Here is a 16,670-nt window from a genome sequence, read left to right as displayed (position 1 = left end):
CCTGATACCGGCTGTGCAGGGCCGGTGCTAGGCTTGGCTTTTGCTTGGGGACAAGGCGTGAACCTGCGACGCCTCAAATATTTCGTGAAGATCGTGGACATCGGCAGCCTGACCCAGGCCGCCGAGGTCCTTTTCATCGCCCAGCCCGCGCTGAGCCAGCAACTGGCCACGCTCGAGGGCGAAGTGCGCCAGCAACTGCTGGTGCGCACCAAGCGCGGCGTGACGCCCACCGAAGCCGGCAAGGTGCTGTACCGCCATGCGCAGATCATCCTGCGCCAGTGCGAGCAGGCCCGCGTCGACATGGAGGCGGCCGGCGAAGGGCTCTCGGGCCAGGTGTCGGTGGGGCTCGCGCCCGGCACGGCCGCATCGGCGCTGTCGTTGCCGCTGCTGCGCACCGTGCGCGCGCGCCACCCGGGCATCCTGCTCTACCTGAACGAGAACTACGGCACTACGCTGAGCGAGCTCATCATGAACGGCCGCATGGACCTCGCCGTGCTCTACGGAGACAAGGCCATCCACGGGCTCACGTTCTTGCCGCTGCTCAAGGAGCCGCTGTTCCTGGTCGGCCCCGCATCAATGCCGGCGCCCTCGCAGCCGGTGAAGCTGGCCGACCTGCGCGACATCGAACTCTTTTTGCCGCGCCCGTACAACGTGGTGCGCAAGTTGGTGGACGCGGCCTTCGTGCGTGCGGGCATGGTGCCGCGCGTGGTGGCGGAGATCGAATCGGCCTTTACCCTCACTGCGGCCATTGCCGACGGGCTGGGCGCCACCATCCTGCCGGCGTCGATGGCGCGCGAGGTGGTCGCGAGCTGCGGGGCCTGGCAATTCCCCATCGTCGACCCGGTCATCGAGGCGCCGCTGGCGCTGTGCCAGTCCGACCACCTGCCGCTGTCCGAGCCCGCGCAGGCAGTGAAAGACATCCTGCTCGAACTCGTGGTCGACCTGGCCCGCACTGTCGCATCGACGCCTGAACCCGAGCTCGCCGCCTTGTCTTGAGCTGATGGGCCGTCCGTCATAAGGCGCCCTTATCCCGGCACAGCCAATCCGTCTTTGGCTTCGGGCCCGCGGCCCGTTACCTTTCATGCATGCCGTCACGCGTTCGCGGAATGCGTCGGCCATCACAGCCATCGGCATGAAGCAGGAACAGATCAAGACGCTCATCGACGCTTTGGCCGCATCGGACCTGGCGGAACTGGAGTACAGCGAGAACGGCAGCACGCTGCGGCTGGTGAAACTGTCGGCGCTGGGCGTCGCAACTGCCGTGCGAAGCCCGTCCGCTGCACGGAAGGCTCCGCGACAGGCTTTGGAAGAAACAACCGCGGTGGCCAACGCCGAATGCCTTGCACCGCTGTTCGGCGTGGTGCACCTGCAGCCCGCGCCCGGCGAGCCGCCCTTTGTGCAACCGGGGCAGGCTGTGGAAGCCGGCCAGCTGCTTTGCGTGATCGAGGCGATGAAGATGTTCAACGAAGTCCGCTCCGATCGTGCAGGCACCGTGCAGCAGGTGCTCGTGCATTCGGGCCAGGAAGTGGAAGCAGGGCAGCCCCTGTTCCGCTTCGGATGAGGAGGCACGCGCGATGTTCGACACCGTGCTCATTGCCAACCGGGGCGAAATCGCCTTGCGCATCCAGCGCGCCTGCCGGGGCCTCGGCCTGCGAACGGTGGTCGTGCACTCCGAGGCCGACCGCGACGCGATGTACGTCGCGCAGGCCGACCAGGCGCTGTGCATCGGGCCGGCAGCGCCGAGGCTGAGCTACCTCAACCAGTCCGCCATCCTGTTCGCCGCCGAGGTGAGCGGCGCACAGGCCATTCATCCCGGCTACGGCTTTCTCTCGGAGAACGCGGGCTTCGCCGCGCGTGTCGAACAGGCCGGCCTCGTGTTCGTCGGCCCCAGCGCTGCCTGCATTCGCACCATGGGCGACAAGGTCTCGGCCAAGCGCGCGATGCGCAAGGCCGGCGTGCCCTGCGTGCCCGGTCCCGACGAGGCGCTGCCGGACGACCCGGCCGCGGTGCTGGCCCTGGCGCGCGACGTCGGCTATCCGGTGATCGTGAAGGCCGCGGGCGGGGGCGGCGGGCGCGGCATGCGCGTGGTGCACGAAGAGGCCGCGCTGCTCGACGCCATGGCGCTCACGCGCGAAGAAGCGCGCCAGGCCTTCGGCAACCCCGAGGTCTACATCGAGAAGTTCCTGCTGCATCCGCGGCATGTCGAGATCCAGGTGCTGGCCGACAGCCACGGCAACGCCGTGTGGCTGGGCAGTCGCGACTGTTCGCTGCAGCGCCGCCACCAGAAGGTGATCGAGGAGGCGCCCGCGCCCGGCATCGACGACGCGCTGATGGCCGAGGTGGGCGAGCGCTGCGCGGCCGCGTGCCGGCAGATCGGCTACTGCGGCGTAGGCACCTTCGAGTTTCTCTACGAGAAGGGTGCGTTCTATTTCATCGAGATGAACACGCGCCTGCAGGTGGAGCACCCGGTGACCGAGATGACCACCGGCATCGACATCGTGCAGCAGCAACTGCGCATGGCGCTCGGCGAGCGCCTGTCGCTGGCGCAGGCCGACGTGCGCTGCCAGGGCCATGCCATCGAGTGCCGCATCAATGCCGAGAACCCCGACACCTTCGCGCCCGCGCCTGGCCGCATCACCGGCTGGCAGGTCCCTGGCGGCTTCGGCGTGCGCGTCGATTCGCACGCGGGCACCGGCTACCGCGTGCCGCCGTACTACGACTCGATGATCGCCAAGCTCATCGTGCACGGCGACACCCGCGCCGATGCGCTCGACCGCATGCACCTGGCGCTGGCCGAGACGCATGTGGAAGGCATTGCCACCAACGTGCCGCTGCACCGCGCGCTGCTGCGCGACGACGGCTTTGCCGCCGGCGGCGTCGACATCCATCACCTCGAACGCTGGCTGCAGCAAAGGAGCGCGGCGTGAGCGCACAGGCATCCCGTACCGAACCGTCCATCAGTCTTCTGGGCACCACGGCGTTGCTGTTCGAAGCGCCCGGCGACATGAACCTGCCGTCTCAGCAGCGCATCTGGGCCCTTGCGCACGAAGCCGAGAGCTGGCCCGAAGTGCGCGAGGCCGTGCCGGGCATGAACAACCTGATGCTCACCTTCACGCGCGCGCCGCGCCATCTCGATGCGCTGTGCGAGCGCCTGTGCGACGCCTGGAGCGCTGCCACCGCCGTGCCGCGCGAAGGCCGCGTGGTCGAGCTTCCCGTGGTCTACGGCGGCGAGGGCGGCCCGCACATGGCCGACGTGATGGCGCACACGGGCCTGAGCGTCGAGGCCATCGTCGAGCTGCACAGCGCGCCGCTCTATCCGGTGTATGCACTCGGCAGCCATCCCGGCTACTGCTACCTGGGCGGCATGGACCCGCGCATTGCCACGCCGCGGCGCAAGACGCCGGTGCTGAGCATCCCGGGCGGCGCGGTGTCGATCGGCGGCGCGCAGACGGGCGTGTCGGCATCGGCCGGCCCCAGCGGCTGGAACACCATCGGCAGCACCTCGATGGTGTTCTTCGACCCCGCGCAAGACCCTCCCGCCATGCTGCAGCCGGGCGACATGATCCGTTTTCGCGTGGAGGGCATCGTCCGATGATCGAAATCCTTTCGTCCGCCGCGCTCGCCACCGTGCAGGACCTGGGCCGCACCGGCAGCCTGCGCTGGGGCGTCGGCACCTCGGGCGCCATGGACAACCTCGCGCTGGCCGCCGGCAACCTGCTGCTGGGCAACGCGCTTGGCGCGGCTGCCATCGAGGTGCCGGTGTTTCCGTTCAAGGTGCGCTTCGACGAAGACTGCGCCTTCGCACTGACCGGCGCCGACTGCGCAGCCAAGCTCGACGAGCAACCCCTGCTGCCCTGGTGGGTGCACCAGGCACGTGCCGGCCAGGTGCTCACGCTGGGCCTGCCGCAAGGCGGTGCGCAGCGCGGCAGCCGCGCCGTGCTGTGCGTGTCCGGCGGCATCGACGTGCCCGAGGTGCTGGGCTCGCGCAGCACCCAGCTGCGCGGTGCCTTCGGCGGGCATGAAGGGCGCGCACTGCGCCGGGGTGACGTGCTCCGCGCAGCCGACGCAGGCAACGCGTGCCGCACCGGTTTCGGCCTGGTGCCGCCCGCGCTCGCACTGCCGCTGAAGCGCGATGGCGTTGCCGCCGTACGTGTGCTGCCCGCTGCCGAGTACCTGGCCTTCGAGCCGGCCTCGCGCGAAGCCTTCTGGGTCGGCGAATGGAAAATCACCTCCCAGAGCGACCGCTACGGCTACCGTCTCGACGGCGAGGCGCTGCGGCCCATTGCACCGATGGAACTGCGCTCCCACGGCATCGTGCCCGGCGTGATCCAGGTGCCGCACAACGGGCAGCCCATCATCCAGATGCGCGACGCCCAGCCTTCGGGCGGCTACCCCAAGTTCGGCACCGTGATCGAGGCCGACATGTGGCGCCTCGGCCAGGCACCCATCGGCAGCCGCATGCGCTTCATCGAAACCACCTGGGACGAAGCCCTGACCGCGCTCGACGAAGTGCGCGCGTGGCTCGACAAGGTGGCGCGCGTGGTGGAACTGCATCGGGGGGCGCCTCGTGTTTGAGCGTTGTTGTCGTTCGGGGCGCGATCACGCCGACGGGGTACCTTGCTCCGCGAATGTCCCCCGGCCTGCGGCCTCCTCCTTTATTTCGCCGCGCAAGGCACCCCATCGACGTGATCGTTGGACTGAGCGCAGGTTGATCCGCCGAACGCCAGCAGCGTGCCTCGTGCACAGGGCGTCGGGTGCTCCCCGCAGCGAAATAAAGGAGGAGGGCGAAGCCCGGGGGACATTCGCGGAGGGGAGTACCCGGCGGCCTGTGCACCACCCCGAACAAGAGCACCAAAAAGCGAAGGCCTGAAAAATGCAGGACACAGCACTGCGCGCCCCCCAACTAGCCGCCTGGCTGGCCAACACGGACATCGGCCTGCTCGAACTGCGCACGCCAAACGGAACCCTGCGCCTGGGCAGACAGGGCGACAACATCATCGAACTGCCGGATGAAGAAGCCGAGCCCGAAATCCTGTCGATCCGCGCCCCTTCGCTCGGCGTATTCCTGCAAAGCCATCCACTGGCTGCTGTACCGCTGGTCCGCATCGGCCAGCGCGTTGAAGCCGGCCAGACCATCGGCCTGTTGAAGATCGGCCCGCTGCTGCTACCCGTGACCGCACCGCAAGCCGGCATCGTCGACAGCATCCACGCGGCCGATGGCCTCGCAGTCGGCTACGGCGCCCAACTGTTCGACCTGCACCCCTCTGACGAACGAGACAAGGATTCACGATGGACATCGATCTGAATGCAGACCTCGGCGAAGGCTTCGGCCCCTGGCGCATGGGCGAGGATGAAGCCCTGCTCGACATCGTCTCCTCCGCCAACGTGGCCTGCGGCTTCCACGCGGGCGACCCGGTCATCATGGACCGCACCGTGCGCATGGCGCGCCAGCGCGGCGTCGACGTCGGCGCGCACGTGGGCTTTCCCGACCTCATGGGGTTCGGGCGCCGGCCGATGCAGATAGAGACGAAGGAACTGGTGGCATACGTGCTCTACCAGCTGAGCGCGCTGGAGGGCATGGCCCGCACCGCCGGCCACCGCATGACGCACATGAGCTTCCACGGAGCGCTCGGCAACATGGCCGCGGCCGACGCCGCGCTGGCCGAGCCGCTGGTGCGCGCCGTGGCCGATTTCGATCCCTCGCTCACCGTCAGCACCTCCGCCAGCCGCGCCATCGAAGGTGCGGCCGAGCGCTGCGGCCTGCGCGTGCGCACCACCTTCCTGGCCGATCGCGCCTGTGGCGACGACGGCCTGCTCGTGCCGCGCAAGCTGCCCGGCGCGGTCATCCACGAGCGCGACGCGGTGCTGGCGCGCGTGCGCCAGCTTCTCGAAGAAGGCACCGTCACCAGCAGCACCGGCAAGAAGATTCCGATGCGCGTGCATTCGATCCTGCTGCACGGCGACACGCCCGGCGCCGTCGACCTGGCTCGCGCCGTGCGTGGCGTGGTCGAGCAGGCGGGGCGCGTGGTGCCCATCTCAAAACAATCGACCTGATGCATCGGGGCAAGAACATGGTGCTTACCCTTACTCATATGCACAGATGCCGGGCGACATAAGGGGGGCTTATCGCTCCACAGTCAATCCGTCTTGGCGCCGCCCGCAGGCGCTGGCTACAGTGAAATCCAGGCAGTCATCTGCCCCTTAACGAAAGAACCCGATATGCCGTTTTCCGACTACAAGACCGCGCTGGTGACCGGAGCCTCTTCAGGCATCGGCGCCGCCGTCGTCGAACGCCTGAGCAAGGAAGGCCTCAAGGTCCACGCGCTTGCGCGCAGCGCCGACAAGCTGGCCGACCTGGCCGCGCGCACCGGCTGCATTCCGCACGCCATCGACGTGAGCGACCTCGCCGCAGTCACGCGCCTCGCGAAGGAAGTCGAGTTCGACGTGCTGGTCAACAACGCTGGCGTGGACCGCCCCGGCTCCATCCTCAAGGCCGACGCCGAAGGCATCGACCTGCTGGTGGATGTCAACCTGCGCGCCGTGCTGCACCTGTGCCGGCTCGTGGTGCCCGGCATGGCGGCGCGCGACCGCGGTCATGTGGTGAACATCAGCTCCATTGCCGCGGCATACAACTTCGGCGGCAACAGCACCTACCACGCGACCAAGGCGGCCGTGAGCATGCTGTCGCGCCAGCTGCGCATCGACTGCTTCGGCAAGCGCGTGCGCGTCACCGAAATCTGCCCGGGCCGCGTGGCCACCGACATCTTCGCGCACGTGCACGGCGACTCCGAAGACACCTACAAGCGCTTCGTCGAAGGCTATGAACTGCCGCAGGCCGAAGACATCGCCAACGCCATCGCCTTCGCCATTGCCGCGCCCATCGCGGTGAACGTGGGCCACATGGAAATCACGCCCACGCTGCAGGTGCCCGGCGGCCTCTCGACCACGCGGCCGGAAACGCCGCGCGACTGAGCCCCAGCTCCATGCACGCCACGCAAAGGAACAGCGCATGAAGGACTTCGACCTGCTGGCGATCCTGCTGAAGCCGGAGTTCGGCGACATGCTGCTGCATGGCCTGCTGGAGACGCTGAAGATCGCGGCCGGCTCCTGGCTGCTGGCGATGACCATGGCCGTCGTGCTGCTGGTGGTGCGGCTCACGCCGAACCGCATTGCCGAGCGCATCGTGGCCGGCTATGTCTCCTATCACCGTAACGTGCCCACGCTGGTGCAGCTCATGTTCTGGTACTTCGGCATCTTCAGCCTGCTGCCCGATGCGCTGCAGGGCTGGCTGTCGGTGCACAACGCAGAGAGGTTGCTGTCGATCGTCGCGCTGGGCCTGTGCCAGGCCGCCTACTTCAGCGAAGACATGCGCTCGGGCCTGCGCGCCATTCCGTCGGGGCAGGCCGAGGCCGCGCGTGCGCTGGGCCACGGCTACATCGGCTCGATGCGCCACGTGATGCTGCCGCAGGCCATCCGAAACGCGGTGCCGGCGCTGGTGAACCACAGCGTGTCGCTCTTCAAGAACAGCAGCCTGGCCATGGCCATCGGCGTGGCCGAGCTGACGCACGCGGTGAAGGAAATCGAGAGCCAGAGCTTTCGCACCTTCGAGGCCTACAGCGTGGCCACCGTGCTGTACCTGGTGTGCTCGCTGCTCATCATGGCGGTGGGCGGCTGGCTGTCGCGGCGCTATCGCATCGTCGGTGCACGTTAAGCAGGAGCCACGATGTTCAGCGTCTACGAAATCCTCCGCGACAACTGGCTGCTGCTGCTGGTCGGCCAGTACCCCACCGGTCCGCTCGGCGGCATCGTCGCCACCCTGATCCTGTCGGTGCTCGGCATCGTGCTGGCCTTTCCGCTGTCGGTGCTGCTTGCGCTGGCACGGCTCTCGCCATGGCGCCTGTTGCGCTGGCCCGCCACCGTGCTGGTGTACGTGGTGCGCGGCGTACCGCTGCTGATGGTGATCCTGTGGGTCTACTTTCTGGTGCCCATCCTCATCGGGCGCGAGGTGTCGGGCTTCACCACCATGCTGTGCACGCTGGTGATCTACGAAGGAGCCTACCTCTCGGAGGTGGTGCGCGCCGGCATCCAGTCGCTGCCCAAGGGCCAGAGCGAGGCGGCGCGTGCGCTCGGCCACAGCCACCTGGGCACCATGTGGTTCGTGATCCTGCCGCAGGCGCTCTACAACATGCTGCCGAGCATGCTGAGCCAGTTCATCTCCACCATCAAGGAGACCACGCTGGGCTACGTGATCAATGTGCAGGAACTCACCTTCGCGGCCAACCAGATCAACAACCAGCTGCTGACCAAGCCCTTCCAGGTGTTCTTCATCCTGGCGATGACGTACTACGTGGTCTGCTTCAGCCTGACGCAACTGGCGCAATGGCTGGAGCGGCGCATCGCGCACAAGCGGCTCGGCGCCGCGCCGGTGAAGGCCGCCGAAGACGGCGTGCCGCTTCCAACCCCTGTGGTGACCCAGCCATGACAACGCCCGCTCCACACCCCGCAGGGCGGCCCGCTGCCGCCAAGGACGACACCATGATCCTGTTCTCGAACATCAACAAGTGGTACGGCGACTACCAGGCGCTGGCCGACATCAATGCCGAGGTGAAGAAGGGCGAGGTCGTCGTGGTCTGCGGGCCTTCGGGCTCCGGCAAGTCCACGCTGATCCGCACCGTGAACCGGCTGGAAGAAGTGAAGTCGGGGCAGCTGCTGTTCGACGGCCACGACATCCATGCGCCCATGGGCAGCGCGGCGCTGAACAAGCTGCGCAGCCGCATCGGCTTCGTGTTCCAGAGCTTCAACCTGTTTCCGCACCTGTCGGTGCTGGAGAACATCATGCTGTCGCCGATGCGCGTGCTCGGCGTGAAGCGTGCCGACGCGAAGGCCAAGGCCGGGCAACTGCTCGAACGCGTCGGGCTGTCGAACAAGGCGGGTGCGTACCCGGCGCAGCTCTCGGGCGGCCAGCAGCAGCGCGTGGCGATTGCCCGAGCGCTGGCGATGGAGCCGCCCGCCATGTTGTTCGACGAGCCCACCAGCGCGCTCGACCCGGAGATGGTGGGCGAGGTGCTGTCGGTGATGCGCGGGCTTGCCAACGACGGCATGACCATGATGTGCGTCACCCACGAAATGAACTTCGCCCGCGAGGTGGCCGACCGCGTCTGGTTCATGGACGCGGGCCGCATCCTGGAGAAGGCCGACCCCGAGACCTTCTTCGGCAGTCCGCAGCATCCGCGCGCGCAGCGCTTCCTGTCGGACCTGCGCGCGCATTGAGTCCAGTCCCCGTCGTTCACTTTTTCGCAATCTCCCAGGAGCTCACCATGTTGAACAAGACCGTCTTCCGCCTCGCCATTCTTGGCACCTGTCTCAGCGCGGCCTCGCTGCTCGCGCACGCCGACCAGTGGAGCGACATCAGCCAGCGCAAGGAGCTCAAGTGCGGCACCTTCGCCGACGTGCCCCCCTTTGCGGCACCCGACCCGAAGACGCGCGAGATGGTGGGCCACGACGTCGACCTGTGCAATGCGCTCGCCAAGGAACTCGGCCTCACCGCCAAGGTCACGCCGCTGTCGGTGGAAGCGCGCGTGCCCGAAGTGAAGCTCGGCCGCGTCGACGTGACCATCGCCAACCTGGCCTACACCAAGAGCCGCGGCGAGCAGATCCAGTTCAGCGACCCGTACTACGTGGCCAAGGAAATGCTGGCCGTCAAGGCCTCCGACCCCGGCACGGCCAAGGCCGACTTCAAGGGCAAGCGCCTGAGCTCGACCAAGGGCTCCACCTCCGAGATGTCGATCAAGATGAACGGCTCGGAACCGGTCACGTTCCAGGACACGGGCTCGGCCTTCATGGCGGTGCAGCAGAACAAGTCGGTCGGCATGGTCGCCAACACCATGACCATCACCAAGCTGGTCAACCAGTCGAAGACCGAAGGCGTCGCGCTGAAGATGATCAAGGACCCGATGGTGCTCCAGCCCATCGGCATCGGCATGAAGAAGGACGAGCCCGTGCTGCTGTCCAAGGTGAACGCTGCCCTCTACGCGCTGGAGAAGTCGGGCGAGCTCGACCGCCTCTGGGCCAAGTGGCTGGGCCCGAACACCGAATACAAGATGGTGCGCGAAGAGAAGGTCACGCCGCTGGCCGACCTGAAGTTCGAACTGCTGCCCTGAACCGACCTGAAGCCCCTCAGTCGTAGTTCGTGAACCGGCTCGGCTCCTGCGTAGGGGCATTCAACGGCTGATAACCCTGAATGTTCTGCAGCAGCGTGCTCGTCGGGTTCGAGCCGACGTTGCCGAAGCCGTTGAACTGGATCTGGAACATCAGCCGTGTGTCGGGCGTCGTGCGGCCCGACACGAGGCGCTCGAGCACGACGCGGCCCACCCAGCAGCAGGCGTTGTACTCCGCGCCGATCAGGCTGTCGGACATCGCGTGGTCGTGCAGGCTGTAGCTCAGCCGCCCCACCGCATACCAGCGCCCCGGGTCCGTGGGCGACTTGTTGCCGAAGAGGCCTCTCGTCAGCTCGCTCAGCGGCCACTGCCAGTTGAAGTCCACCGTCTTCGTGCCGTCGTCCGCGGTCGAGCTGCTGTCTGCTTGGTAGCGGAAGGCCGCGGTGAGCGTGTGGTACGGCGCAGGCGTGTAGCGCAGGGTGAGCGCGTCGCGCGAGCTCTTGCCGGTATCCATGTTGTATTGCGCGATGCCGTCCACGCTCCACTTCGGATTCCAGTGCACCAGCCCGCCGACGATGAAGTCGCCCGTACGGTCGGTCACGGCGGTGCCGCTGGGCAGCGTGACGTTCTGGTCGCTGAAGCGAAAGCGCTGCGCGATGCCGAAGCGCGCCGACTCGGCGCCGGTGGTCGGGTCGATCAGGCGCGTGCTCACGCCTGTGGTCAGCGTGTTGGTGTCCGAGACGCGGTCGTTGCCAGAGAACGCGTTCTCTGTATAGAGCGTGGCAAAGCTGATGTCATTGGCGGCCGTGTCGTACACGGGCAGCTGGCTCTGGTCGCGATAGGGCGTGTGCACGTAGAAGGCGCGCGGCTCCAGCGTCTGCCGCCATGCGCGCCCGAAGAGGTTGGTGTCGCGCTCGAACACCAGGCCGCTGTCGAGGCTCACGGTCGGCACCACGCTGGTGATGGAGGTCGCGCCGCTGGCCAGCGCCGAATCGAGCTGGTAGGCGGCGGTGTGCAGCAGCAGCTTCGGAATCACGTAGCCGCCCGGTGTGACCCACGGCCGGCTGATCTGCAGGTTTCCGACCATTCGCTCGCCGTTGGGCTGCTTGATGCCGTTGAGCGTGGGCGAGTAGGCCGAATCGATTTCGAAGCGTGTGTAGTCCAGCGTGCCCGACACGTCGAAGCCGTGCCAGTCGTACTTGTTGTAGTTGGCCGTGATCTGCGGCACGCGGTTGTACGACGGCGTGATGGGCGAGGCCGCGTACTGCAGCGTCTGGTAGGCGAGGGTGCGCGCCTGGCCGCTCCAGTCGCCCTTGGTCCAGTTGAGGTCGAACTCGTTGGTGAGCGTGCGCGAGGTCAGCGTGGGTGTGTGCGAGAAGTCGCGCCAGTAATCGTCGTCGCTCACGCGGTTGATGTTGAACGAGGTGCTGAGCGAATCGAGCCCGAAGGGCTTGGGATCCAACTGCTGGTTGTGCTGAGCCCAGAGGCCCCATCGGTTGATGCCGCGCAGGCTGTCGCTGGGCATCTCGTCCACGCGGATCTGGCCGCTGTAGGTTTTCTCGAGGTAGCGGAACTCGGTGCCCAGGTTCACGCCGCGGCTGGTCATGATCTCGGGGTACAGCGTGAGATCGCGGTTGGGAGCGATGTTCCAGTAGTAGGGCTGCAGGTACTCGAAGCCGTTGGTGGTGTCGTAGCCGATCACCGGCGGCAGCAGGCCGCTCTGGCGTGCGTTGCTGAGCGGAAAGCTCACCGACGGTATCGAGGGCGTGGTCACGCCGAGGAAGCTGATCTGCGCATCGGTGGCAGTCGCGAGGTTGGTGTCGGTGTCGGTGGTCATCGTGACGGCCGTGAGCATCCACGCAGGCACCCAGCTCGAGTAGTTCTCGCGCAGGCAGGTGGTGTAGGTGGCGTGCCGCGCGATCGACACCTTCGGGTCGACGAAGTCGATGCGGTCGGCCTCGCCATGCCCACCATTTGCCAGCAGCGTGTAGCGCACGTGGTTGAAGAAGCCCTCGAAGCTCTCGACCTTCAGGTGCAGCTCGGGGCCTTCGTACACGTTGCCGGCCTGGTTCAGGTGCACGTTGCCTGTGGCCGTGGCCAGGTCGCCCGGCGGCTGGTATTCGAGCCGGTCAGCCGTGATGCGCGTGTCGCCGCGCCGCAATGAGGCATTGCCCTCGACCACCACTTCGAGGTCGGGCCGACCGCTGAGCTTGTCGCCGTCGACCAGGCTCGGGCGCGTGCTGCGCTCGGTCGGTGCGATGGTCTCCGCGAGCTCTGGCGTGCGGCGCAGCGTCATCGGCGCCTCGGTCCATGTTTCCTGTGCCGGGGCCGTTTGCGCGCGCAGCAGAAGCAGCGACAGCAACACCATCGGCGGCCGCGGAAAACCGCGCCAGCGTAATTTCATGTGAGAGGATTTCCAGGAAGCAAGCCGGCGTCGGGTCAGGCGTCTTGCCTGGCCTGCGATTCCCATGCAAAGCCGACGCCATAGACCGAGCGGATCCAGTCGTGCTCGGTCGAGACGGTGGCGAGCTTCTTTCTGAGGTTCTTGATGTGGGTGTCGACCACGCGTTCGTTGACGTCGAGCGCTTCCGGGAACGCGGCTTCGAGCAGCTTCGAGCGCGTCAGCACCCGCCCGGGCTCCTGCGAAAGCGCGCGCAGCAGCAGCGACTCGCGGCGCGTCAGCGGCAGGTAGTGCCCGTCGAGGATCGCGCAGCCACGCACGGCCCCGAAGGTGATCGGCACCGAAGGGCGCGCGACGATGCGGCGCTGCGCATAGCGCCGCAGCACCGTGTGGATGCGCACCACGACTTCCCTCGGAGAAAAGGGCTTGCACACGTAGTCGTCCGCGCCGAGCTCGAAGCCGCGCAGCCTGTCGGCTTCGTGCGCGAGCGCCGTCAGCATGATGATCGGGTGGTCGCTGCGCGCGCGGATCTTCTCCAGGATCTGCAGGCCGTTGACGTGCGGCAGCTGAACGTCGAGCAGCGTGAGCGCGGGCGGCGAGGTCAGGATGCGATGCAGCGCGACCGCGCCGTCGTCGATGTGGTCGACCTCGTGCCCGGCGCGATGCAATTCGTCCAGCAGCACCGACGCGGCGTCGCGCCCTTCCTCCACCAACAGGATCCGGCTCATCGCGTCATTGCAGCTTCAGGACGCCCGGATGCGCCGGCCTGACCGGGGCCTGCGCGCTCTTTTCGCGACTGTTCCTCATGTGGTCGTCGACCGTCAGGTTGCCCTGGAGGCCGGTCAGCAGCCGCAGCGTGCGGTCGATGGCGTTGTCGTCGAGCATCGGATAGCCCTGCTCGGTGCGCCCGTTGTTGCGCGCCACGCGCGCGATGTAGGGCAGGTCCTGCGGCGTGATGACGACGGACGGCATCACGCCCTGCAGTTCCACGCCCTCGAACGGCAGCAGCACGAAGTACTGCACCCGCAGGTCGGGCGGCAGCAGGCTGCGCAGGTGCGTGGTCTTGCGGCCGCACTGCCAGGCCGGGTCTTTCACCTCGCGCGCCAGCGAATGCCCGTTCTGGCGCAGGAACCAGCGCGGCAGCGCCTGGGCTGCGGTCTTGCGATACACCACCGCGTTGCGCCAGCCCTTCACCTCGAACAGGTACACGCCGGCCTCGCACACCAGTGCCACGTCGAAGCGGGCCGTAGGCACGGCGCTGCCTTCGTACATGGGGATGACGAGATCCCGAAGCACATGCATCCGATCGAATGCGGGCTGGAACGCACTGACGAGTTGCTGGATGGCCAGCGTGGTCGCCGTGGTGTTGTTCGCTTGCTCGCCCTCCGCCGGGCACGCGCGGCGCACGGGTGCGGCAGTGTCGGGCTTCGGGTGTCCGTGGCCGGCCAGCTTCAGCACGGGGCGGGTGGGGACTTTATGCAAGGCAGTGGTCATGTAAGGCTCCTTCGAACTTCAAGGATTGCGCAACTTTCGGGAGACTTTGTGCAGAAACGGCAATTGATCCGTTTGTTCGGCCTGCGCGGATTGCGGGCCCGCGATCGAGTCGATCGACGGGCTGTTTCCGATGCTTCCCATGAAGACGACCCACGCAAGCGCCAGCTCGCCGTTGGCTGCGGCCAGCACGTGCAGGTCGAGCAGCAGGCCCTGGAAGTCTTCCATCAGCTGCACTTCGGAGATTTCGCCGCGGTCGCGGCGCTGCTTCGACGATTCGAACTCTGCCCTTGCATTCGCGACGCGCGCGTACGCGGTGTTCGCGATGTCGCTCTGCGCCTGCAGGCGGCGCAGTGCCTCTGAAACCTGCTCTCGTGCCTGCGCAACCGCGTGCACGTAGAAGGGATTGCCGGGCACGTCGATGTTCTGTTGCCCTTCGTTCGTTGCCTCGTTCGTCGCCTCGTTCGCCGCTTCGATCACGCCGTCGGGCATCGCGCTCGCGTCGGCGCCGTAGAGTGCGGCGGCCAGGTTGACGTCGTTCCTGTTGGCAAGCACCGCCATCGGGAGCTCGCGCGGCACCTCGGCTGCGAAGCGGGGCAGCGACTTGTCCTGCAATGCGTCGGCGAGCATTTCGTTCAATGCAGCTTCCGACATGTGGCACTGCTTTGCCAGATAGGAGATGTAGCTCGCACGCTGCGCCTGCAGCTTGCCGATGGTCGTTTCCGCGCTGGCGTGCCGCGCCGCGAGCTGCTTGGCAAAGTCGTCGTACGGTTGCGTGGTGCCCTGGATGAGCATGGTTTGCCGCATGACGGCGGAACGCGTGTTCTCCAGATAGAGCAGCTCGAGCGTTTTTACCTTGAGCGCGATGTAGGTCGCGGCCACGCCCGATTCGTTGGCGCCGCCCGATGCGGCCATCAGCCGGTTCATTGCCGTGTCCTCGAAGCTGGCCCACCAGTGTTGCTGCTGCGTGTTTGCCGACGCCTGCGTGCGCACCTTGTGGTCGACGAACATGCTCGCCGCAAGCACGGAGGTGGAGTGAACCATCGCGATGCTCGTACTGGCGCATGCGATGGCCAAGGCGCCGCAAATCGCCGCTATCAGGATTCGTGAGCGCTTCACCTGTGAGTCTCCAGCTTGGTCATGCGTGGATCTTTTCAGGCGATCTGGGAGAAATTTGAAGGACGCTGCAATGGCCCTGCCGCATGAGGCCTGCGCGTGTGTGATGTACGCGCACAACACTCGAAGCCGCAGAAAACGGAACCACCAAATTCCTCCTGATTTGGGCGAAACCATGCGTACAGCCGGTCGATACCGAACGGCCGCATCAGACCTGAAACTGGAGAACCCTGAATGAAGAAAACCCTCACGGCATTCGCTGCCCTGGCCGTCTGCGGCCTGGCTTCTGCCCAATCGTCCGTCACGTTGTTCGGCGTCGTGGACGCTGGCCTGACCTACCAGTCGAGCACCTCGCGCGACACGACCACCGGCGCGTCGGTCAAGCAAAGCAAGACGAGCCTGGGCAACTCGGCCTACAACTCCAGCCGCATCGGCTTCCGCGGCACCGAAGACCTCGGCGGCGGGCTGGCAGCGAGCTTCTGGCTCGAAGCACCCATCACCAACGACGACGGCGCCACCGGCATCTCCACCTTCGCGCGCCGCTCCACCGTGAGCCTGTCGGGTGGCTTCGGCGAGCTGCGCCTGGGCCGCGACTACACCGCCACCTTCTGGAACGACACCGTGTTCGACCCGTTCGGCACCAACGGCTCGGGCACCAACGTCATCAGCACCGTCAGCGGCAACACCACCATCAACAACGCCAACTACGTGCGTGCCAGCAACTCGATCGGCTACTTCCTGCCGCCGAACCTGGGCGGCTTCTACGGCCAGGTGCAGTACAGCCTGCACGAGAACGCCAGCACCGACGCCACCAGCACCACGGCAGCTTCCAGCAGCACGGCTGGGCGCTACGTCGGTGGCCGCTTCGGCTACGCCAACGGTCCCCTGGACGTGGCACTGGCCGTGGGCCAGAGCACCGTCGTGGACACCACCGCGCTGGAGCGCAGGGTGCAGACCATCAACCTGGGCGCTTCGTACGACTTCGGTCCTGTGAAGCTGTTCGGCGAGCTGTCGAACGTGAAGAACAAGTTCGACTACGCGGCAGCGGCTGACACGCACGACACCTACAACGGCTACCTGATCGGCGCGACCGTGCCGGTGGGTGCGGGCCTGATCCGCGTGGCGTACTCGCAAGTGCGCTACAACGAAGGCACGGCCGGCATCACGGGCGAAGACCCGATGGCACGCAAGTTCGCAGTTGGCTACGTGCACAACCTGTCCAAGCGCACGGCGCTGTATGCGACGGTGGCGCGCGTGAACAACCGCAACGACGTGAACTACACGGGCAGCCTGGTGTCGGCCAGCACCACGGGCTACGGCAGCACGGGCACCAGCTACACGGGCCTGCCGCGCTCTTCCACCGGCTACGACTTCGGTATCCGCCACGCGTTCTGATGACGTGAGGACGTGAAGGGGGCAGCGCGGCCAGCAAGCGGCCGCGCTGCTCGCCCCCGCTGCGCAGCATGGACTGCGCGGCACCGGGGCATCGCTGCGCTCGGGAGGGA

17 protein-coding genes are annotated in these 16,670 nt (G+C 66.9%); 13 read left to right on the top strand and 4 right to left on the bottom strand.

Annotated features, from left to right (window positions below):
• Positions 1-57: 57 nt before the first annotated feature.
• The 12 genes from nac to BMW87_RS17085 all read left to right on the top strand — a co-directional run bounded on the left by nac (position 58) and on the right by BMW87_RS17085 (position 10,160).
• The gene (gene nac, locus BMW87_RS17140) at positions 58-996 is read left to right on the top strand and encodes a nitrogen assimilation transcriptional regulator NAC (protein ID WP_176928866.1); all 939 of its coding nucleotides are present in this window, start codon (positions 58-60) and stop codon (positions 994-996) included.
• A 136-nt stretch (positions 997-1,132) separates the two neighbouring features.
• A complete protein-coding gene (locus tag BMW87_RS17135; protein ID WP_093077628.1) occupies positions 1,133-1,561 on the top strand; it encodes an acetyl-CoA carboxylase biotin carboxyl carrier protein in 429 nt (142 codons plus the stop codon).
• A gap of 13 nt (positions 1,562-1,574) precedes the next feature.
• Positions 1,575-2,927 (top strand): acetyl-CoA carboxylase biotin carboxylase subunit, encoded by a 1,353-nt coding sequence (gene accC, locus BMW87_RS17130; protein WP_093077578.1) that lies wholly within the window; start codon positions 1,575-1,577, stop codon positions 2,925-2,927.
• Complete coding sequence (gene pxpB, locus BMW87_RS17125; RefSeq protein ID WP_093077576.1) at positions 2,924-3,595, top strand: 5-oxoprolinase subunit PxpB; 672 nt, start codon at positions 2,924-2,926, stop codon at positions 3,593-3,595. Before accC ends, pxpB begins: the two co-directional genes overlap by 4 nt.
• On the top strand, positions 3,592-4,575 hold the full coding sequence (locus BMW87_RS17120; RefSeq protein ID WP_093077574.1) for a 5-oxoprolinase subunit C family protein: 984 nt from the start codon (positions 3,592-3,594) through the stop codon (positions 4,573-4,575). Before pxpB ends, BMW87_RS17120 begins: the two co-directional genes overlap by 4 nt.
• Before the next feature lie 298 nt (positions 4,576-4,873).
• Positions 4,874-5,305 (top strand): acetyl-CoA carboxylase biotin carboxyl carrier protein, encoded by a 432-nt coding sequence (locus BMW87_RS17115; RefSeq protein ID WP_093077573.1) that lies wholly within the window; start codon positions 4,874-4,876, stop codon positions 5,303-5,305.
• Positions 5,290-6,054: a LamB/YcsF family protein gene (locus tag BMW87_RS17110; protein WP_093077571.1), complete on the top strand. Its 765-nt coding sequence runs from the start codon at positions 5,290-5,292 to the stop codon at positions 6,052-6,054. Before BMW87_RS17115 ends, BMW87_RS17110 begins: the two co-directional genes overlap by 16 nt.
• A 165-nt stretch (positions 6,055-6,219) precedes the next feature.
• Complete coding sequence (locus tag BMW87_RS17105; protein ID WP_093057360.1) at positions 6,220-6,972, top strand: SDR family oxidoreductase; 753 nt, start codon at positions 6,220-6,222, stop codon at positions 6,970-6,972.
• Between the two features lie 37 nt (positions 6,973-7,009).
• A complete protein-coding gene (locus BMW87_RS17100) occupies positions 7,010-7,711 on the top strand; it encodes an amino acid ABC transporter permease (protein WP_093057361.1) in 702 nt (233 codons plus the stop codon).
• 12 nt (positions 7,712-7,723) lie between these two features.
• Positions 7,724-8,482, top strand: a complete 759-nt coding sequence (locus BMW87_RS17095) for an amino acid ABC transporter permease (RefSeq protein WP_093057362.1) — start codon at positions 7,724-7,726, stop codon at positions 8,480-8,482.
• 53 nt (positions 8,483-8,535) lie between these two features.
• On the top strand, positions 8,536-9,270 hold the full coding sequence (locus BMW87_RS17090; protein ID WP_093077570.1) for an amino acid ABC transporter ATP-binding protein: 735 nt from the start codon (positions 8,536-8,538) through the stop codon (positions 9,268-9,270).
• Positions 9,271-9,317: 47 nt separating this feature from the next.
• The gene (locus BMW87_RS17085) at positions 9,318-10,160 is read left to right on the top strand and encodes an ABC transporter substrate-binding protein (protein ID WP_093077568.1); all 843 of its coding nucleotides are present in this window, start codon (positions 9,318-9,320) and stop codon (positions 10,158-10,160) included.
• A gap of 16 nt (positions 10,161-10,176) precedes the next feature.
• Here BMW87_RS17085 and BMW87_RS17080 read toward each other — a convergent pair whose 3' ends face one another.
• From BMW87_RS17080 to BMW87_RS17065, 4 genes are read right to left on the bottom strand one after another with little or no spacing between them, the layout of a single operon-like run.
• Positions 10,177-12,561: an LPS-assembly protein LptD gene (locus tag BMW87_RS17080; RefSeq protein WP_093077567.1), complete on the bottom strand. Its 2,385-nt coding sequence runs from the start codon at positions 12,559-12,561 to the stop codon at positions 10,177-10,179.
• A gap of 35 nt (positions 12,562-12,596) precedes the next feature.
• Positions 12,597-13,286 (bottom strand): response regulator, encoded by a 690-nt coding sequence (locus BMW87_RS17075; protein WP_093057365.1) that lies wholly within the window; start codon positions 13,284-13,286, stop codon positions 12,597-12,599.
• A gap of 4 nt (positions 13,287-13,290) precedes the next feature.
• Entirely contained in the window at positions 13,291-14,052 is a 762-nt protein-coding gene (locus tag BMW87_RS17070; protein ID WP_093077565.1) for a nuclease-related domain-containing protein, read from the bottom strand.
• Between the two features lie 18 nt (positions 14,053-14,070).
• Positions 14,071-15,093, bottom strand: coding sequence for a hypothetical protein (locus BMW87_RS17065; protein WP_143062587.1), 1,023 nt, complete (start codon positions 15,091-15,093; stop codon positions 14,071-14,073).
• A 306-nt stretch (positions 15,094-15,399) separates the two neighbouring features.
• Here BMW87_RS17065 and BMW87_RS17060 point away from each other — a divergent pair, with 306 nt between their 5' ends.
• Positions 15,400-16,560 (top strand): porin, encoded by a 1,161-nt coding sequence (locus BMW87_RS17060; RefSeq protein WP_093057368.1) that lies wholly within the window; start codon positions 15,400-15,402, stop codon positions 16,558-16,560.
• Positions 16,561-16,670 lie beyond the last annotated feature (110 nt).

It is taken from the genome of Variovorax sp. OV084 (genome assembly GCF_900111625.1).
GTDB lineage: Bacteria > Pseudomonadota > Gammaproteobacteria > Burkholderiales > Burkholderiaceae_C > Variovorax.
Note: the sequence above shows the minus strand (reverse complement) of the source record. Positions and strands in the feature narration are given on the sequence as shown.